This window comes from Kitasatospora sp. NPDC057692, from assembly GCF_042799475.1.
Taxonomy (GTDB): domain Bacteria; phylum Actinomycetota; class Actinomycetes; order Streptomycetales; family Streptomycetaceae; genus Kitasatospora.
On record NZ_JBHVIV010000014.1, the window covers coordinates 33,404 to 52,602 of the forward strand.

Consider the following 19,199-nt stretch of genomic DNA (forward strand, 5'->3'; position numbering starts at 1 on the left):
GGCGGGGTGTGGTGGTCCGAGGGACGGCTCGGGGGTAGAACTGACCTTTCGTCAAATCCATGAGCGGAACCCGGAGGGTGTGCTGTGCGGCGGATCGCGGTGGTCGGGGCGGGGCAGGCGGGGTTGCAGGTGGCGCTGGGGCTGTTGGGGGCGGGCGGGTACGAGGTCACGGTGGTGGCGGCGCGGACGCCGGCGCAGGTGCGGGGCGGGGCGGTGACGTCGACGCAGGCGATGTTCGGGCCGGCGTTGCGGGTGGAGCGGGCGGCGGGGCTGGATCTGTGGGAGGGGGAGGCCCCGGGGGTGCGGTCGGTGGACGCGGTGCTGGTGCCCGAACCCGGGGTGCGAGCGCTGGAGTTCACCATGACGCTGGACGAGCCGGCGCAGTCGGTGGACCAGCGGCTCAAGATGGCGCGCTGGCTGGAGCTGGTGGAGGAGCGCGGCGGGCGGGTGGAGTACCGGGAGCTGGACCTCGCCGGGCTGCGGGAGCTGGCGGCGGCGAACGAGCTGACGGTGGTCGCGGCGGGGCGGGGCGAGCTGGCCGGGATCTTCGAACGGGACGCCGCCCGTTCGCCGTTCGAGGCGCCGCAGCGGCGGTTGGCGGCGCTGTACGCGCACGGGGTGGGGGCGCCCGATCCGGCGGCCGGGCCCCGGGCGCGGATGCACGCGGTGCCCGGGGTGGGGGAGTTGTACCTCCAGCCGGCGCTGACGCTGTCGGGGCCCTGCGACATCCTGCTCTGGGAGGCGGTGCCGGGCAGCCCGTTCGACTGCTTCGGGGACCGGCCCGGCGGCGCGGAGCAGCTGCGCAGGATGCGGGAGTCGATGGCCGCGTACCTGCCCTGGGAGGCGGAGCTGTGGGCCGGGGCCGAGCCCACCGACCCCGGCGGTTCGCTGTACGGCGCGCTGACGCCGGTGGTGCGGCGGCCGGTGGCGGACCTGGGCGGCGGGGTGGCCGTGTGGGGCATCGGGGACGCCGTCGTGGTGAACGACCCGATCACCGGGCAGGGCGCGAACGGTGCCGCGCGGGCGGCCGACGCGTATCTGCGGGCGATCGTCGAGCGCGGGGACGCGCCGTTCACCGCGGTGTGGATGACCGGGGTCTTCGAGGAGTTCTGGAAGCGGCACGCCCGCCACGGCGTGGAGCTGACGGCGGCGCTGCTGACGATGCCCGACCACCTCCAGGCGGTGTTCGCGGCCGCCGCCGCGCACGAGGCGGTGGCCCGGCGGCTCGCCAACACCTACGCCGAGCCCGCCGATCACGCGGCCTGGCTGGCCACCCCGGAGCTGGTCGGCGCGTACCTCGCCTCGATCGGCTGAGTCCGCGCGAGCGGCACCAGGCACCAGGCACCAGGCGCCGGACACCAGGCACCAGGCACCAGGCGCCGGACCCGCCGGGCGGCCGGTGGCCGGCCCGGCCGCCGTCAGGGTGCGTCGCCGACCCGGAGGTCGGTGGTGACCTGGCGGCGGCCGGTCAGCAGGGCTTCGGCGAGCACGCCGCCCGTGACCAGGGCGGTGAGCGCGAGGGCCGGCGGCAGGACGGCGGCGGGGCTCGGCGGCAGGCCCGGGGGTACGGGGGTGCCGATCAGGGCCGACAGGTCGAGCGCTGGGCCGAGCAGGGCGGCGGCGGCGAGGGCGGCGAGGCCGCCGCCGGCCGCCGCCAGGAGGGTCTGCGGCAGGGCCTCGACCAGGATGAGCGCCAGCCCCTGGCGCGGGCGCAGGCCCATGGTGCGCAACCGGGCGAGGGCGGCGGCGCGGTCGGGGGCGGCGCGCAGCAGCGTGAGCAGGGCGGCGATCAGGGCGAACACGCCCGCGCCGGTCGTGGTGGCCCGGAAGACCCGGAGGGCGGCCCGTTGGAGCGGGTCCTCGGCGAGGGCGGCGGTGAGGGCGTCGGAGGCGGTCAGCAGGTAGCCGTCCGGGATGTCCTCGGGGCGCGGTCCGACGACCGGGACGCCGGTGAGCCGGGCGGTGTCGGCGAGCAGCGGGTGCACCGGCAGGTCGTGCAGCAGCCGCCGGACGGCCGCCTCGTCGATGTCGCCGACGGCGAACCAGTGGCCGTGGTCGCGCAGTTCGGGCAGCCGGGCGGTGGCGGGGCCGGCCGGGAGGACGATGAACGGGTGGGTGGAGCCGCGCAGCGCGGGGGTGGCGTCGATCGTGCCCGCGTACTGGGCGCGCAGTTCGCCGGTGCTGGTGAGGTAGATCCGTTCGGCCCCGGCCCGGCCGCCGAGCTGTTCGAGGAGTCCGCGGGAGTAGAGGGCGGGGACGGGGACGTCGCGCCCGTCCGGCCAGGCCGGTCCGTCGGGGGCGGCGAGCCGCGCCGGGTCGAAGGCGCCGCGGCCGACGGAGCGGGAGATCTCGGCGTAGGCCGGCGGGTCGACGACGACCAGGCTGATGGTGAGGTGGCGTTCGCCGGGGCGCAGCACGGCCGCGTCGGTCAGCAGGGTGACGGCGGTGGCGGCCCGCACGCCCGGCAGCCGGCCGGCCGCCTCGGTGAAGGAGGCCGCCAGGCCGAAGCCCTTGGGGGCGCTCACCATGACGTCGCCGCCGGTGGCGAACGCGGACTCCCGGGTGCGGCCGGCGTCGACGGCGGCGGTCACCTCGGCGCCGAACCCGGCCGTGGTGACGGCGAGCAGCAGCGCGAGCATCGGCAGGACGGCCGGGCGCGGGCGGCCGCCGGCGCCCCGCGCGGCACCGGCGAGCCCGAGGAAGCCGACCGTGCCGCGCCGGCGGCCGACCGCCCGGGCGAGGGCGCCGAGCAGCGGCGGCTGGAGCCGGGCGAGCAGCAGGCCGGTGCCGAGGGCGGTCAGCAGCGGGGCGGCGACGAGCAGCGGGTCGATCCCGGCGCCGGGCGGGGCGGCGCCGCGGCGGCGGACCTCGGCCACGGCGGCGGCGGTGAGGGCGAGCACGGCGAGTTCGCCGACCACCCGGCGCGCGCCGCCCCGCGCGCCCCGGCGGGCCCCCGCGCGGGGGCCGAGCAGCAGGAGTGCCCGGGCCGGGAAGGCGAGCAGCGCGAACGCGGTGGCCGCGCTCCCGGCGAGCAGGGCGGCGCCCCAGCGCGGGGTGGGCAGCAGCAGGAGGGCGAGCAGGGTCCCGAGCGCGGCGCCGGGCAGCACCAGCGTCGCGCCCTCGCCGATCAGCCGTCGCAGCACGCCCCGGCGGGAGCCGCCGCGGGCCTGGAGCAGCAGGAGTTCGGGGCCGCGCCGGTCGGCGGCCAGCGCGGCCGCCAGGCACAGGACGACCACGACGACGCCGGCCAGCCCGGCCGGGCCGAGCGCCGCCAGTGGCGCGGCGGCGTCCCGGCGGGCGGTGGCCAGGGCGAACAGCTCGGGCAGCGAGGAGAAGGTGCGCAGGTCGGCGCGGCCGGTCTCGGTGGCGAGCCGGGCGGCGGTGGGGCCGGTCAGGTAGCTCGCGAGCTCCCGCTCGGCCTGCGGCAGCCGGTCGGCGCGCAGCGAGTCCGGGTCGACGGGCAGCCGCCAGGAGAGCTGTCCGCCGCCGGCCCAGGTGAGCAGTCGGGGCAGGTCGTCGCCGCTGGTCAGGCCGGTGGCCTCCCAGTGCCGCTTCCACTCGAAGGTGTCCGGGATCCTGAGGCAGGGCCGGGTGAGGCAGGCGATGTCCGTCCAGTACGGGTCGGCCTCGTCGAGGGGGCGGAAGGTGCCGACCAGCTCGGTCCCCGGGGTCGGGGCCAGCCGCAGCAGGGGGTCGGTGTCCTCGGGCAGCACGTCGCCGACCCGGAGGTCGAGCTTCTCGGCGGTGGCCTGCGACACCACGATCTGCAGCGGCCGGTCGGGGGCGGCGGGGGCGGGCCACCGGCCGTCGACGAGGGCGGCGTGCTCGGAGAGCCCGGCGAGGTGGCGCAGGGCCAGGTTCGGTGGCACGCCGTCGGGCCGGGACAGGTGTGGGGAGGTCAGGATCCGAGGCCGGTCGCCCCGCACCCCGTACACCGGTCCGCCCGGCGAGACGCGGAACTCCCCGCCGGTACGGGCCGTCAACCGCTCGGCGACGGCGTCCAGTCGGGCGGCGGTGTCGTCCGGGCGGAGCTCGGCGTGGGTGACCAGGCTGGTCGCGCCGATGCCGCGGTCGCGCAGGAAGCCGCGCAGGGCGGCGTCCTCGCCGCGGTCGACGCCCCGGGGCAGTCCGGTCGAGAGCAGCACGACGGCGAACACCAGGACGGCGTTCAGCAGCGCCGTCCAGGGCGCGGCCCGCAGCCGGGTGCGCACCCAGCGCGCGGGCCGGTGGCCGCGGGGCGCGGCAGGGGCGGCGGCTGGCGCCGGGTTCTGCATCCGTCGGCTCCCCCCGGTCCCCGGTGCCTGGCGACCGGACAGCGGACGATGCTGTCAGAGCGGATGCCCGCGGGGGAAGGTCCGTTCGGGCAGAGTGCGGCGCACCCCCGGCCCGGTCGGGCCGCTGTCGGTGCGGGCGGCTAGGTTCTGAGGTGTCGCCGGGCGCCTCGACGCGAATCCGCCCGCCGCGTCATCCCCACCACGTCACCGCCGTGCCCGGAAGGGGCCCACGCCATGTCAGCCACCGCCACCGACGAGCAGTCGACCTACCTGGAGCTGTCCGAGGACAGCGGCAGCGCGCACAAGTTCTACGAGGTCCGGGTCAGCGGGGTGGAAGTGACCATCACCTACGGGCGGATCGGCGAGGGCGGCCAGACCAAGACGACCAGCTACCCCTCGGTGGAGAAGGCCGCTTCGGCCGCGGCCAAGAAGATCGGTGAGAAGGTCCGCAAGGGCTACGCCCCGGCGGTGCGCGGGGTGCGGCAGCGCCGGGCGGTGACGCGCCGGGCGATCGTCAGCACCCGTTCGACGGCCCGGCAGGCGCCGGTGCTGTGGCGCTTCCGCTCGGGTGCGGCGGCCTTCGGCATCTTCGTCGGCGAGGAGCACGCCTGGGTCGGCAACGAGAGCGGCGACGTCTACACGCTCACCCACGACGGCGTGGTGACGGGCCGCTTCGGCCTGCCCGACGGCGTCAAGTGCATCGTCGCCGACGACTGGTGGATCTACGCGGGCTGCGACGACGGCAAGGTGTACGACCTGGGCGGCAAGGTGCCGCGGGTGGCGTACGAGATAGCCGAGGACGTCGACATCTACTGGCTGGACATCCACGACGGCGTGCTCGGCGTGGCCGACGAGCGCGGCGGGATCACCACCGTCGACCACGAGGACGAGTTCCAGTGGCGCCGCAAGGCCGAGGGCACCGACGGCTGGATGGTGCGCTGCGACGACGACGGCGTCTACCACGGCCACACCCGCGGCGTGGCCCGGTACGCGGCGCGCGGCGGCGCGCCGGTCTGGCACACCGCCACCGACGGCGCGGTGCTGTTCGGCTGGCAGGAGCGCGCGGAGGTGTTCGCCGGCACCTCGCGCGGCTCGGTGCACCGGCTGCGCAAGGCGGACGGCTCCGAGGTGGCCCGCTACCGCTGTGACGCCGCGGTGTTCTCCTGCGCGGCCTCGCCCGACGGCCGCTACGTGTTCGCGGGCGACAACCACTCCTCGGTGTACTGCTTCGCGGCCGACGGCACCCGGCTGTGGAAGCTCGGCACCGGCTGCGGCTCGGCGTACAGCATGCAGTACCGCGACGGCCGGCTCTACCTGGTGACCACGGACGGCTCGCTGGTCTGCCTGGACGCGAGCGAGGAGGCGGTGCGGGCGGCCGAGGAGGGCCGGCTGCCGCAGGCCGCCGAGGTGGACGGCAGCGGCTGGACGGCGGCGGTGGCGGGCGCCGAGATCGAGTCGGTGACCGTCGGCTCGGCGGGCGCGGCGGGCGGCATCGAGGTGGAGTGCGTGCAGGACGGCACCCGGCTGCGGGTGCGGGTGGTGTCGCCGGGCTTCGACGCGACCCGCCGGGTGCAGTTCCCGAAGGACATCCGGGTGCCGGGCGCGCGCTACCTGGTGGCGGAGGTCCTGGAGTCCGGCAGCGGCTCGTTCTACCGCGCGCGGGGGGACATCAAGCGGCTGCTCTGAGTTCCCCTGACGGACGCTCCGTCCACGTCTGATGACCGTTGACAGCCCGGAGCGGGCCTCGGTGTAATGCGGGGGCAATGCGCACGCACCGCACACCGACCGTTTCGGGCCGTTCCCGGGGAAGCAGGGCGTCATGAGCGTGGACACCGCGGCCGTCGCGGACTCCGGCGAGTCGGCGGGAGCCCCCGCCCCGCAGTCCCGGATGGCCGCGCTGTACGAGCGCGACCGGACCTGCCAGGGGCTCGGCATCGCGCTCGACGAGGTGTCCACCGGGCACGCGGTGATGCGGATGACGATCGGCCCGGCCATGGTGAACGGGCACGGCATCGCGCACGGCGGCTTCCTCTTCCTGCTCGCCGACGCGGCGTTCTCCTACGCCTGCAACAGCTACGGGCCGGTGACGGTCGCCCAGGCCGCGCAGGTGACCTTCCTGGCGCCGGCGGCGGTGGGGGACGAACTGACCGCCGAGGCGGTGGAGCGCACCCGCGCCGGGCGCACCGGCGTGTACGACGTGACGGTGCGCAACGCGGCCGGGAAGGCGATCGCGGAGTTCCGCGGCCAGAGCGTGATGCTGGCCGGGACGCCGGGCTGACCGACGACGCGGGGCCGACCGGCGCCACCGGGCCGACCGGCGGGACGGGGCCGACCGCCGCCGCCCGGGCAGGGGGACACCCCCGCCCGGGCGGCGCGCCGCGTCAGGCCGGCGGGCGCTCGTCGATGACCTGCTGGAGCTTGCCGGTGCGCGGGTTGGTGACCAGCTCCGAGCGCGGCACCCACTCCACCACCAGGTCGTGGATCACCCCGGCCGCCACGTCGTCCGGGTAGAGCGGCCGCGCCTTGTACACCGCCGCCACCAGCCGCCCGGCCAGCCCGGCCGGCGGCTCCTCGGTGTGGCCGAGCCGCAGGATCAGCCCGTCCTTGCCGTCCCAGCGCCGCTGCACCAGCTGCATCCCGGAGATGATCTGCTCCGGGTCGTGGGCGAGCAGCACGGCCCGGATCTCCTCGGTCGGCATCGCCACCGTGCCGACCCGGGCGCCCTCGGTGGACCGGCCGACCAGCCGGAACCGCCCGCGCTCCACGTCGACCCACTCGGCGCGGTCGCCGGTCGGGTAGCGCAGGATCGGCATCAGGGTGCGGAACAGGTTGGTGACCACGACCCGCCCGGGCACCCCGGCCGCGGTGATCGGCTCGCCGGTGTCGTCGTCGACCAGCTCCACCACGGTCCGGTGGGGGAAGGCCTCGTGCACCCGGACGTCGTCGCCGGGCACCGGGGCGCCGACCAGGCCGGCGTCGACCGAGGCGTAGCCGATCGAGGAGACCGCCGCGTTGGGGAACGCCCGGGAGAGGATCGGGCGCAGGTCGGCGAAGAGCAGGTCCCCGCCGAACAGCAGCAGCTCGACCCGCTCGGCGACCCTGCCCTCCTTGACCAGCTGCTCGGCGACGGAGCTGAGCTTCATCGGCTCGCCGGCCAGCACGTCCACGCCGAAGTCGTGGATCAGCCCGGCCACGTAGGCGTCGGGCGCGGCGCCGACGGGCAGCCGGACGTTCTCGACCGGGGCGTGGTGCAGGGCGTTCTCGATGTAGAGGAAGCCGCCGTACAGCTCGCCGGCCCAGAACAGGTTGGCGACCCGGTGGCCGGGCTTGAGGCCGGCCTGGACCAGGCCCGCGCCGAAGGCGGTGACCGAGTCGGCGTGCTCGGTGCGCGACCAGGGGGAGAACTTGGGGACTCCGCTGGTGCCGCCGGTCTTGTAGACGCCGGCGTCCGTCAGCGGGCCGGTGAGCAGGCGGTTGTCCGGCCAGGAGTTGGCGGCCCAGAAGGCGGTCTGCTCGATCAGCGGCAGCTGGGTGAGGTGCTCGACGCGCGGCGGCAGGTCCCGGTACAGCTCGGCGTAGAAGGGGGAGTTGCGGCGGGCGAAGTCGACCAGCTCGGGGAGGGGCTTGGCGGGCATGCGGACTGCTCCTGACGGGTGCTCGGCAATGGCTCGGCATTGGCTCGGCCATGGTTCGGCCATGGTTCGGTGATGCCGCGGCGGTGGCTCACCGGTGGTCGGCGCGGCCGATCCAGGTACGGGCGAGGGTCTGGACGGCGGAGCCGTCCGGGTCGGCGAGCTTCTGCGCCAGGTGGCCGGCGGCCCAGGCGTTGGTGGGGACGCGGAAGGCGGGCCGCTCGGCGCGCAGCGTCCGCACCACCACCTCGGCCACCTCGCGGGCCGGCTGGCCGGCGGCCTCCCAGCCCTGGCCGCCGACCCAGGCCAGGTAGTCGGCGAAGGTCGGCGCGTACGGGCCGGAGGCGGCCGCGATGGTGCGGCGGTCGATGTCCGGGAAGACCCCGAACTCCGTGTCGGGCACGAAGCCGGGGACGACGACGGAGACCCGCACGCCGTGCGCGCCGGCCACCGGGGCCAGGCTCTCCATGAAGCCCTCGACGGCGAACTTGGCGGCGCAGTACGCCTCGTTGAACGGCTGGCCGACCAGGCCGTGCACGCTGCCGATGGTGACCAGCCGCCCGCCGCGGGCGCGCAGCAGCGGCAGCGCGGCGCGGCTGACGGCGATCACGCCGAAGAAGTTCACCTCCAGGTTGGCGCGCAGCGCGGCGTCGGTCGACATCTCCAGGGTCGGGTCGAAGTTGGAGACCCCGGCGTTGTTGACCACCGCGTCCAGCCGCCCGTACGCGGCTGCCACGCCGTCGACGCAGGCGGTGACGGAGGCGGGGTCGGTGACGTCCAGCCGGCGGACGTCCAGCGTGACGCCGGCCTGCTCGGCGGCCTCCCGCAGGGCCCCGGCGCGGTCCGGGTCGCGCAGGGTGGCCACCGTGGTGAACCCCGCGCGAGCGGCGGCCACGGCGGTGGCCAGGCCGATGCCGGAGGAGCAGCCGGTGATCAGCAGGACGCCGGGCGCGCTCATGACGGGCTCTCCGACAACTCGGGCGCCGCATCGGAGGGTTGATCCTTCTCCGCGCGGGCGGCGGCGTCCAGCCGGGGCTGGATGCCGAGCGCGGGCAGGAAGGAGCAGGCCGCCAGCAGCGTGCCGCCGGCCATCACCCAGCGGGCCGCGTCCCGGATGCCCAGCGGCTCGGTGAGCACGGAGACGGCGAGCCCGCCGATCAGCGCGGCGAGCGGGATCACGCCCCAGGTGACGGTGCGGAACGCCGCGTGCATCACGCCCTGGTGCTCGGCGGACATCCGCGACTGCCGGGTGGGCGCGCTGCACACGTTGATGCAGGACATGAAGAAGCCGTAGCAGCCCATGGTCACCGCGATCACCGGCCCGGACGGCAGCGCGGGCGCGGCCAGCACGCCCAGCCCGACCAGGCAGTGCAGCAGCAGCGACCAGGCCAGGGTCCGCCCCAGGCCGAGGCGCGCGCTGATCCGCGGGGCGACCACGGCGCCGATCAGGGCGCCCACCGCGCCGACCGACATGGCCGCGCCGAGCACCCCGACCGACAGGCCGAGGCCCCGGTATGCGAGCACCGGCAGCACCGTGACGAAGATCGGCCCGCCGGAGTTGAGGGTGACGGCCGCCAGCACCACCCGGCGCAGCACCGGGTCGGCCCAGTTCATCCGGAAGCCCGCGGTCAGCCGCTCCCACACGGTGCCCTCGACGACGGTCCGCCCGCCCCACGGCGGCATGGACCGGAAACAGGCGGCGGACACCAGGTAGCTGGCCGCGTCCACCAGCAGCGCGCCCACGCCGAGCGCGCTGTACAGCCCGGCGGCGATCGACGGGCCGGCCACCTCGGAGACCGAGTTGCTGCCCTCCAGCCGGGAGTAGGCGCGCACCATCCGGTCCTCCGGCACCACGGCGGGGACGGCGATCAGATAGCCGACGTTGAAGAAGATGGTCGCGCCGCTGATCACCGCCACGCAGGTGAACAGCAGCGGGGTGGAGAGGAAGTCCAGCCAGTACGCGAGGGGGATCACCAGGACGGCGGCCAGCCGCAGCAGGTCGCAGACGAGCATCGTCAGGCGCTTGTCCCAGCGGTCGACCAGCACGCCCGCGACCGGGCCGAGCAGCGGGATGCCCAGGTACTGGGCCATCGCCACCACGCCGACCTGGAGGGCGGAGGCGTGCAGGACGAAGATCATCAGGGTGGGGACGACGAACACGGTGATCCGGTCGCCGACCACGCTGACCGTCTGGCCGGCCCAGAACAGGTTGAAGCCGCGCCCCAGGTCCTCCGGCCGCCGCGGCTTCACGAGGCCTCCCCGGGCGCCTGGGCGCCGGCCGCGGCCTCGCGCACCACGAAGGAGGCCGTCTTGCCGGTGCGGTCGTTGCTGACCAGCGCGTCCGCGACCCGGACCGCGACGTGCTCCGGGTCGTGCTGGAAGGCGGTGCTCAAGGTGAAGGTGGCGGAGAGGAGTTCGGCGCGCAGCGCCGCCGCGTCCACCGCCGCGCCGGGGTCGGCCAGCAGCAGGACGTCCACGCCGGTGGCCCGGCCGCCGTCCTCGGTGACCACCACCTGTGCCCGGGAGACGCCCGGTTCGCGCTCCGCCCGGGCGACCAGCTCGTCCACGTGCAGGCCGAGGCCGCGCACCTGGACGACGTTGTCCCGCCGCCCCAGCACCCGCATCGCCCGGCCCGGCCGCCCGCACGGGCAGTCGGTCAACCCGCCCGCGTCGCCGGTGCGGTAGCGCAGCACCGGATTGAGCATCTCCGGGTTCAGGGTGGTGAAGTCCAGCAGCCCGTCCGGGCCCGCGTGCACCAGCTGCTCGGGCAGCGGGTGGAAGGTGTCGGCGGGGCAGTCGGGGGTGTTGGTGCCGACCACCCAGGTCTCGGTGGAGCCGAACATGCCCCAGCGGCGGGCCCGCGGCGCGACGGCCGCGAGGTCCTCCTCCAGCTGCGGCTGCCAGGCCTCGCCGAGCCAGAGCACCTTGCGCAGGGCGGGCAGCTTCATCCCGGCGGCGCGGGCCTGCGCGAACCACAGGCGCAGCACGCTCGGGGTGCCGCCGATCGCGGTCACCCCGCGGTCGGCGAGGAAGGCCAGCCAGTCCGGGTACTCCTCGCGGGTGATCGAGCCGAGCGCGATCACCCGGCAGCCCGCCCGGTCGGCGAGCGCGGCGGCCAGGAAGTGCGCGCCCCACATCCGGCCCGCGCCCCAGGCGTTGGCGAAGACGTCCGCGCGGTCGAGCGCCTGCCAGTGGTCCTGGACGGCGGCCATGTAGAAGCCGGTCGGCGCGTAGCCGACCTTGGGCGCGCCGGTGGATCCGCCGCTCTGGAACAGCCAGGTGGCGGCGGTCTCCGAGCGCGGCTCCAGGTGGGCGAGGGCGGTGTTCAGGTCGTCCTTGAGCAGCGGTGGCAGGGCGGCCAGCTCGTCGAGGCCGCGCAGGCCCTCGGGCAGGCCGGCGTACCGCGGGGCGAGCGCGGGCACCGTCCGCAGCAGCGCCAAGGTCCGTGCGGCGACGGTCAGTCGGGCCTCGGCCGCCTCGGGCGGCAGGGAGAAGGCGTCGGTCATCGGGTGTCCGATCGGGGGGCGGGGGAGAGGGGGCGGTTCGCGAGCCACTTGGCGTGGGCGTCCCGGTAGGCGGTGAACCGGGCCCGGGTGATGTCCCGTTGCAGGGTGCGCCCGGGGTCGTCGAAGTCCGGGGCGATCACGCCGTCCGGCTCCAGCTCGGAGAACCAGTACCGCTCGCCGTCGTACAGGAAGTCCACGCAGAAGAACGGGATCGCCAGCTTCTCCGCGAAGTACGCGGTGGCCTCGGCCAGTTCGGGCGGCACCGGCGGGAACTCCATCGAGCCGCCGCGGCTGGCGTTGGCCACCGGCGACCCGGGCTCGGGCACCCGCCGCAGCGCCGCGTACGGCTTGCCGTCGATCACGTAGACCCGGTAGTCCACGGTGCCGTCGCCGAGGTAGGGCTGGGCGACCAGCGTGGTGTCGCCGCCCTGGGCGAGGCTGGCCAGGCCCCGGACGTCCTCCGGGCCGCGCGCCAGGTTGATCCCGCCGCCGCCGCACCAGCCGGCCGGTTTGACGATCGCCGGGTAGGTCAGCGAGCCGAGCGCCACCTCGTAGTGGTGCTTGGCGACGTCCCGGCCGGTGCCGATCCGGATCGAGGGGATCGGCGGCACCGGAGAGTCGGCGAGGTGCAGCACGGTGGCCAGCTTGTCGTTGCCGATCAGCGAGACCTGCGGCGGGAACGGCAGGTAGAAGCCCGCCTGCTCCAGCACCGCGTACAGCGCGTACTGGTTGAAGACGTCCATCGACTGGTACGGCAGCGAGTAGAGCGCGGTGATGAACAGGGTGTCCTGCGGGGTGACCGGCTCCTCGTCGACGTACACCAGCGGCCGGGCCGGGTCGGTGGCGTCCACGGTGACCGCGTCCGGCGCGTGCCGGCACCAGGCCAGGCCCAGTTCCCCGGCCACCTCGGCGTAGAGGTCCCAGAAGTAGTGGCGCCAGGTCGCGGCCGTCCGGGTGGACTCGCGGTCGGGGAAGATCCAGCACATCCGGCGCAGCGGGCCGGGATCGTCCTGGGCTGCCGGGTCCTGCGGGGCGGCGGGGTTCACCGTGCTGCTCCTTCCTGGGGTGCGGGGTGCCCGGCCCGCTCGGCCCACCAGCGGCGGCCGGCTTCGGGGAGGGTGTCCACCGGGTCGTAGTAGGGGTGGAGGCGGTCCAGCGCGTCGTGCCCGGCCGGGGCGTCGCCCGAGGCGCGGACCTCCGGGCCGGTGCGGTAGTTCTTCGTCCAGTACGAGATGCCGCGCTCGCGGTCGTACGCCACCACCTGGTGCACCCAGCGCTTGCCGAGCCGCGGCACGTCGCAGACCAGCCGCGGGGTGGCGTAGCCGGGCAGGTAGCCCATGATCGCCTCCTGGAGGCGCTGCGCCTGGTGGAGGCTGGTGCGCCAGTGCTCGGCGTTGGGGATCATGTCGCAGAGGTAGAAGTAGTACGGCAGGATGTTGGCCTCGCCCTGGAGGGCGAAGCAGAGGTCCAGCAGGTCCTCGGGGGTGTCGTTGACCCGCCGCATCAGCACGCCCTGGTTGCGGACGTCCCGCACGCCCGCGTCGAGCAGTGCCCGGGCCGCCTCGGCGACCAGCGGGGTGACCGAGCGGACGTGGTTGGCGTGGGTGTGCACGGCGAGGTTGACGGCCCGGCCGGCGGCGAGCGCCGCCACCCGGTGCACGCCCTCCAGCACCTGCGGCTGCAGCCAGTGCTGCGGCAGTCCGACGACCGCCTTGCTGGCGAGCCGGATGTCGCGCACCGACTCCAGCTCCAGCAGCCGGCGCAGGAACGTCTCCAGCTGCGGCCAGGGGACGTTGGCGAGGTCGCCGCCGGAGACCACCACGTCGCGCACGGTCGGGGTGCGCTTGAGGTAGTCGAGCATCTGCTCCTGGCGGTGCTCCGGACGCAGCGTCAGGCGGGTCTTGGCGACCTGGGGCGTGGAGGTGCCGACCAGGTCCATCCGGGTGCAGTGGCCGCAGTACTGCGGGCAGGTGGCGACCAGTTCGGCCAGCACCTTGGTGGGGTAGCGGTGGGTGAGGCCCTCGACCACCCACATCTCGGCCTCGTGCAGCGAGTCGCGCTCGGCCTTGGGGTGGCTGGGCCAGTGCGGCAGCCGGTCGGCGTGCACCGGAAGCATGTAGCGGCGCACCGGGTCGGCCAGGAACGCGGCGGTGAACGCCTCGGGGGTGGTCGGGGCGTGCGCGGCCATGGTGTTCAGCAGCTGCGGCGGAACCAGCAGCGGCATGGTCGCGAACTGCTCCTGGTCGGCCTCCAGTTGGGCGTAGAACCCGGGGGTGAGCAGGTCCCCGGCGACGGCCCGCAGCTGGCGGGTGTTCTTGACGCAGTGGGCGCGCTGCCACTGGGCGTCGCGCCACTGGGCCTCGGTCACGTCGCGCCAGCCCGGCAGCCGGCGCCAGTCCGGTTCCACCAGGGGCGTGCGGACGTACTGGTAGGGCTGCGCGGGCGCGGGGTGCGCGGCGGCAGCGTGCTGGTCGTCCATCGCGGGGCTACTGGCCGGTGAAGAGGGTGGCGAAGCGGGTGCGCAGTTCGCGCTTGAGCACCTTGCCGGTGGGCCCGAGCGGGAACTCCTCCGCGGTGCGGGCGATCCGGACGGCGGCGAGCACGGCCAGGCCCGCCCCGGCGAGCGCCTTGTTGGCGGCCTCCTGCACGTCCGCCTCCGCGGCGTCCGCCGCGTCCTGCTGCAACTGGACGACGGCGATCGGGCGTTGGCCCTCCCCGGCGGCCCCGGGCACGCCGACCACCGAGCAGTCGCGGACCAGCTCGGCGCAGTCCGCCAGCAGCACCTCCTCGATCGGCAGGCTGTAGACCGGGCCGGCCGCGGTGTCGATGACGTCCACCGTCCGGTCCAGGTGGTAGAACCGGCCTTCGGCGTCGCGCCGGGCGACGTCCCCGGTCAGCCAGTACCCGGCCAGCTCGAAGCTGCGGGTCAGCCGCTCGTCGTTCCAGTAGCCGGGTGTGCGCGAGGGCGAGTCGATCGCCAGCAGCCCGACCGTGCCGTCCGGCACCTCGGCGCCGTCCTGGTCCAGCACGGCGGCCCGGCGCACCACCTCCAGCGGTTTGCCGACGCACCGGTCGTCGCGCTCCGACTCCGGTGTGGTCACCTGGCCGAACAGCGCCATGCCCATCTCGGAGGAGCCCAGGCCGTCGACGAACTGCGAACCGGGAAGGGCGGGCTGCTCCGCCTTCTCCCGCGGCAGCAGCCAGGGCCGGACGAGTCCGGCCGGGCGCTCGCCGAGCCGGACGAGGCGGCGGATGTGCCCGTAGTGCGCGCTGTCGCCGGTGTTGAACCAGGAGTGCACCTTGGCGGCGGCCTCCACCGGTGCCTCGCCGGTGGCGAGTTCGACGAAGGTGCGCGGGAAGGAGGCCACCATGGTCGGCCGGAAGGCCTCCATCACCGGCTCGACCACCGCGCGGCGCCAGTCGGCCATCACCACGGTCGGCAGGCCGAGCAGGGTCGCGGTGAGGAAGTAGCTCAGGCCGCCGGCGTGGGTGTGCGGCATCAGCGACATCAGCCGGTCGTACGGCTCGGCCGGGAAGCGCACCATGCGCGGCTGCTTGCCGTCCCAGAACTGGCGGTGCCCGAGCATCGTGGACTTCGGGGTGCCGGTCGTCCCGGAGGAGTGGATCAGCGCGACCACGTCGTCCGGCGCGTGCCGGTAGGGGTACTCGGCGGGCAGGGCGCCGGAGGCCTCGGCGTCGAAGGCCTGGACCTCGGCGGCGAGCGCGAGGAACCGGGGCCGGCGCTGCGGGTCCTGGCGGTAGGCGGCGGCGAGCCGGGTGGTGTCGTCGGCGACCACGCCGACCACGCCGACGTGGTTCAGGTAGCGCACCATCACGTCGTGCCGCATGGCGTCGTTGACCAGCGCCGGGACGGCGCCCAGCGCGGAGAGCGCGAGGAAGTGCAGCAGCGGCTCCAGGCCCTCGGCGATCACCACGGCCACTGGCTCGCCGGGGCGCACGCCGTTGGCGTGGTACCAGGCGGCGTAGCGGTCGCGCAGCGCGGCCAGGTCGAGCAGGCTGTGGCCGCGCAGCACGACGGCGCCGCGGTGGTCGGTGTGGTGGCTGTAGGCGAACGGGACCGCGCGGTTCGGGTTCACCGCGAGGGCGTGGTCGAGGAAGTTGCCCGCCCCGAGGCCGGGTTCGGCCATCAGCCGCTCGCGGGCGGCGAGCGGTGCGATCGGGGTGGGCGGGGTGCTGCTCAGGGGGGAACTCGGGTCGCTCATGGCGTCTCCTGAGAGGGGGTGGCCCGCGGTTCTTGTGGAACGGAGCACGGGCGGCGGGGGGAACGGTGCCGGGTGGTGCTGGTGCCGGGGCCGCGGATCAGGCCTCGCGGTCGAGGATCTCCGCGACGACCCGGTGGCCGGAGCGGATCGCGCCCTCCAGCAGGCCGAAGAACTCCGTGCTGGTCTCGGTGCCGGCCCAGTGCACCCGGCCGTGCGGCGCGGTCAGCGTCGGGCCGAGCCGCAGCCAGTCGCCCGGACCGAACAGCGCCGCGTAACAGCCTTTGCTGTACGGCTCGTTGACCCAGTCGGTGAGATGGAAGCCGATCGGCTCGGGGAGCATCGGGAACAGCCGGGCGGCCTGGGCGACGGCGGTGGCGCGCTGCTCGGCCGGCTCCAGCGCGGCGTAGCGGTGTGCCTCGGCGCCGGTGACGAAGCCGGTCAGCACGCCGACCTCCGCGCCGGCCGGGGAGTCGTCCACCGTGGAGAGCAGCGGGCCCTCCGCGTTGACCGACCAGCCGGAGAGGCCGTGCTCGCGCCAGACCGGCGCGGGGTAGACGAGGTTGACCTTGACCGCGCAGCCGCGCCCGGTCCGCCCGCCCGCCCGGCGGGCCGGCGGTTCGGGGCCCAGGTCGAGGGCGTCGGCGAGCAGCGGTGGCAGTGCCACCACGGCGGCGTCGGCCCGGTAGGCCGCGCCGCGCCCGGTGTGCACGGTGACCCCGTCGGCGTCCTGCGTGATGGAGCGCACCTCCTCGCCGAGCCGGACGGTGCCGTGGTGCCGCTCGGTGATCCGGGCGGCGAGCCGCTCGCAGAGCAGGTGCGCGCCGCCCGCGATCCGGTCCTGCTGGGCGCCGCCCTCGAAGGCGTTGAGATAGCGCAGGCCGCCGCCCGAGCGCAGGTAGAAGGCCATGTGCAGGACGGAGATGTCGGCCGGGTCGGCGGCCATCATCTCGCCCAGGAAGAGCGGGAAGAACAGCCGGGCGTCCGGGTGGGTGAGGTACTGCTCGGCCCACTCGGCGGCGGTGAGGGTGTCCAGCCGCTCGGCGTCCGGGGTGCGCCAGGGCGCCTCGGGCCGGACGGCGGCGGTGAGTTCGGCGAGGTGGTCGAAGAGGTCGCCGAGCGCCACCGCGTTGAGCGGCGGGAAGCGGCCGTCCCGGGTGGCGTGTTCGGTCCCGCCGCCGCCGTCCCGGTGGCCCCCGAGGGCGAAGCGGCTCGCGCCGAGCATCGTGGTGGGGGCGGTGTGCAGGCCCAACGCCTTGATGAGGTCGAGGAGTTCGGTGTGCCGGGCGCCGAGGTAGGCGGCGCCGGCGTCGACCCAGGCGCCCGGGGCGACCTCGATCCCGTGGGTCCGCCCGCCGACCCGCTCCCGCGCCTCCAGCACGGTGACGTCCACCCCGCGGGCCGCCAGCCCCTCGGCGGCGGTCAACCCCGCCGGCCCGGCCCCGACGACGACGGCGGAGCGCGCTCTGCCGCCCGTCATCTCGTGCCCGCGATCAGCTCGGCGAGACCGGCCGGGGTCGGCGCGAGCACGAAGTCGTCGAAGGCCAGTTCGATGCCGTACGTCCGGGCGAGGGCGCTCAGCACGCGGGTGGCGATGAGGGAGTCACCGCCGAGGAGGAAGAAGTCCGAGTCCGCCGCGACCTCGTCCGTCTCCAGGACGCGGCGGAAGATCGCCGCCACGCCCTCGGCGTCGGCGGGGGTGGTGTCTACGCTGCTCAAGGGGGTTCTCCTAGAACCGTCGGGTGGTGCGGTGCGCCGGGGCGGCACCGGTGAGGGAGGGGGGAAGGTGTCAGGGGTGGGCCGGTGCCGGGGCGGGGGCCGAGTGGCGGCGGTGCGAGGCGGCGCGGTCGACCTTGCCGCTCGCCGTCAGCACCAGCTCGGGTACGACGGTGATCCGGCCGGGTACGAGATGGCCGGGCACCCGGTCGCGCAGGTACGCGCGGACCTCGGCATCCAGCGTCGCGGCCGCCGCCCCGGCGCGCGGGACCACGTACGCGACCAGCGCGGAGCGGCCGGCGACGGTCGCCCCCGTCACCGCCACCGCCTGCACGCCCGGGTGCCCGCCGATGTGCGCCTCCACCTCGGCCGGGTCGACCCGGATCCCGCGGATCTTGAACTCGCCGTCCAGGCGGCCCCGGTGGGTCAGCACGCCGTCCGGCGCACGGCTCACCCGGTCGCCGGTGCGGAACCAGCGCACGCCCTCGGCGTCCTCGCCGAAGCGGGCCGCGGTGGCCTCCGGCAGGCCCAGGTAGCCGAGCGCCACCGCGGGCCCGCCGATCAGCAACTCGCCGCTCTCGTCGATCCGTTCGTGCACATGGGGCAGGGCCCGGCCGATCGGCGCCCGGTCCCCGGGCGTCCAGGGCCGGTCCCGGGCGGCGGCCAGCGGTCCGTGCAGGTCGACGGCATGGGTGATCAGGGTGGTCTCGGTCGACCCGTAGGTGTTGAGCAGCCGGATCCGCCCGGTGTCGAGGGCGGCCCAGTCGCCCAGCCGCGCCGGGTTGGCGGCCTCGCCGCCGATCACCACCAGCCGGACGGAGCCGGGCAGCGCGGCGCCCTCCTCGGCGAGGTGGAGGACCAGTTCGTGCCAGAAGGCGGTGGGCAGGTCGAGCACGGTGATCCGCTCGCGCTCGATCATCCGCAGCAGGCGCGGGAAGGACCCGCTGTGGGCCTCGGGGTCCAGGACGAGGGCGGCGCCGGTGGTGAGCGTCGGCAGGATCTCCTCGAAGCAGGTGTCCCAGTTCAGCGAGGCGAACTGGAGGACCCGGTCCTCGGGGGTGAGGCCGAACAGGGTGCGCAGTGCGTCGACGGCGGCGGAGATCGCGCGCCGGGGGGTGACGACGGGTTTCGGCTGCCCGGTCGAACCCGACGTGAAGAGCAGGTAGGCCGGACGCTCCGAGGCGTCCTCGGGGGGTTCGACTAATCGCGGTAACCCGGCTGTTTCCGGGACGAGTTCGGGGTCCAGCCCGAGGGTCGTCCGGCAGCAGGCCGCCGCCAGCATGCCCTGTTGCCGCTGCCGGGGGAACGCCGGATCGACCGGGCAGTACGCCCCGCCGGCGGCCAGGATGCCGAGCAGCCCGACGACGGTGTCCGGCGCGTGTACCGCCGGAACCGCCACCACGCCCGGCGAGGCGCCGATCCGGTCGGCCAAAGACCGCGCCAATTCGTGCAGTTGGCGATAACTGAGGTCCTGTCCTTGGTGGACGATCGCCGGTCGTGCGGGATATCGGCGCACGGTTTCCGTGAACGCGTCAATCAGGTCGGAAGTGGCCCCGTGGATGTTGCGGTTATTTGTCATGCCCGCCCCAAAGAATGCCGTGCGAGCACGTGTTCGGTGCTCGGCGGACCGGGACTCTACCCGCCGAGCCTGCGGAGCCACAATGGTTGTTGAGGATGTCGCTTCAAGGATGTGTGGTTGACATGTGAACGGGGCTGCCGCTATCCCGGCGGCCTCCTGTGGCCCGAGTGACTGCGCGGGGTGTCGGTTCACTCACTCTGCGCCACGGGGCGGCGGCGCTCTTTCGCGCGGAGATCGTGCACCATCCAACTCCTTTGCGGGTTCCCTTGGTT

Annotated in this window: 14 protein-coding genes; 3 read left to right on the forward strand and 11 right to left on the reverse strand. The window is 75.2% G+C overall.

Going from position 1 to position 19,199, the window contains the following annotated elements:
* The first annotated feature begins 84 nt into the window (after positions 1–84).
* The gene (locus ACFVFS_RS11320; RefSeq protein ID WP_380622661.1) at positions 85–1,314 is read left to right on the forward strand and encodes a styrene monooxygenase/indole monooxygenase family protein; all 1,230 of its coding nucleotides are present in this window, start codon (positions 85–87) and stop codon (positions 1,312–1,314) included.
* A 104-nt stretch (positions 1,315–1,418) separates the two neighbouring features.
* Here ACFVFS_RS11320 and ACFVFS_RS11325 read toward each other — a convergent pair whose 3' ends face one another.
* Positions 1,419–4,274 (reverse strand): hypothetical protein, encoded by a 2,856-nt coding sequence (locus tag ACFVFS_RS11325; protein WP_380622663.1) that lies wholly within the window; start codon positions 4,272–4,274, stop codon positions 1,419–1,421.
* Positions 4,275–4,508: 234 nt separating this feature from the next.
* Here ACFVFS_RS11325 and ACFVFS_RS11330 point away from each other — a divergent pair, with 234 nt between their 5' ends.
* The gene (locus ACFVFS_RS11330; protein ID WP_380622665.1) at positions 4,509–5,960 is read left to right on the forward strand and encodes a WGR domain-containing protein; all 1,452 of its coding nucleotides are present in this window, start codon (positions 4,509–4,511) and stop codon (positions 5,958–5,960) included.
* A 133-nt stretch (positions 5,961–6,093) separates the two neighbouring features.
* Positions 6,094–6,552 carry a hydroxyphenylacetyl-CoA thioesterase PaaI gene (paaI, locus tag ACFVFS_RS11335; protein WP_380622667.1) on the forward strand — a complete coding sequence of 153 codons (459 nt, stop codon included), beginning with the start codon at positions 6,094–6,096 and terminating at the stop codon, positions 6,550–6,552.
* 103 nt (positions 6,553–6,655) lie between these two features.
* Here the strand turns inward: paaI and ACFVFS_RS11340 are convergent, their stop codons facing one another.
* The 10 genes from ACFVFS_RS11340 to ACFVFS_RS11385 form a co-directional block, all read right to left on the reverse strand.
* Positions 6,656–7,909 carry a phenylacetate--CoA ligase family protein gene (locus tag ACFVFS_RS11340; RefSeq protein WP_380622669.1) on the reverse strand — a complete coding sequence of 418 codons (1,254 nt, stop codon included), beginning with the start codon at positions 7,907–7,909 and terminating at the stop codon, positions 6,656–6,658.
* 88 nt (positions 7,910–7,997) lie between these two features.
* A complete protein-coding gene (locus ACFVFS_RS11345; RefSeq protein WP_380622671.1) occupies positions 7,998–8,864 on the reverse strand; it encodes an SDR family NAD(P)-dependent oxidoreductase in 867 nt (288 codons plus the stop codon).
* On the reverse strand, positions 8,861–10,156 hold the full coding sequence (locus ACFVFS_RS11350) for an MFS transporter (protein WP_380622673.1): 1,296 nt from the start codon (positions 10,154–10,156) through the stop codon (positions 8,861–8,863). The genes ACFVFS_RS11345 and ACFVFS_RS11350 overlap by 4 nt, the downstream gene beginning before the upstream one ends.
* A complete protein-coding gene (locus tag ACFVFS_RS11355) occupies positions 10,153–11,412 on the reverse strand; it encodes a phenylacetate--CoA ligase family protein (RefSeq protein ID WP_380622675.1) in 1,260 nt (419 codons plus the stop codon). The genes ACFVFS_RS11350 and ACFVFS_RS11355 overlap by 4 nt, the downstream gene beginning before the upstream one ends.
* Complete coding sequence (locus ACFVFS_RS11360) at positions 11,409–12,458, reverse strand: RimK family alpha-L-glutamate ligase (RefSeq protein ID WP_380622677.1); 1,050 nt, start codon at positions 12,456–12,458, stop codon at positions 11,409–11,411. The genes ACFVFS_RS11355 and ACFVFS_RS11360 overlap by 4 nt, the downstream gene beginning before the upstream one ends.
* Entirely contained in the window at positions 12,455–13,891 is a 1,437-nt protein-coding gene (locus ACFVFS_RS11365) for a KamA family radical SAM protein (RefSeq protein WP_380622679.1), read from the reverse strand. The genes ACFVFS_RS11360 and ACFVFS_RS11365 overlap by 4 nt, the downstream gene beginning before the upstream one ends.
* A 7-nt stretch (positions 13,892–13,898) precedes the next feature.
* Positions 13,899–15,635 carry a class I adenylate-forming enzyme family protein gene (locus ACFVFS_RS11370; protein WP_380622681.1) on the reverse strand — a complete coding sequence of 579 codons (1,737 nt, stop codon included), beginning with the start codon at positions 15,633–15,635 and terminating at the stop codon, positions 13,899–13,901.
* Between the two features lie 97 nt (positions 15,636–15,732).
* The gene (locus ACFVFS_RS11375; protein ID WP_380622683.1) at positions 15,733–17,112 is read right to left on the reverse strand and encodes a flavin monoamine oxidase family protein; all 1,380 of its coding nucleotides are present in this window, start codon (positions 17,110–17,112) and stop codon (positions 15,733–15,735) included.
* Positions 17,109–17,351, reverse strand: coding sequence for a phosphopantetheine-binding protein (locus tag ACFVFS_RS11380; RefSeq protein ID WP_380622685.1), 243 nt, complete (start codon positions 17,349–17,351; stop codon positions 17,109–17,111). Before ACFVFS_RS11380 ends, ACFVFS_RS11375 begins: the two co-directional genes overlap by 4 nt.
* A 70-nt stretch (positions 17,352–17,421) precedes the next feature.
* Positions 17,422–18,927 (reverse strand): amino acid adenylation domain-containing protein, encoded by a 1,506-nt coding sequence (locus ACFVFS_RS11385; protein WP_380622687.1) that lies wholly within the window; start codon positions 18,925–18,927, stop codon positions 17,422–17,424.
* Positions 18,928–19,199 lie beyond the last annotated feature (272 nt).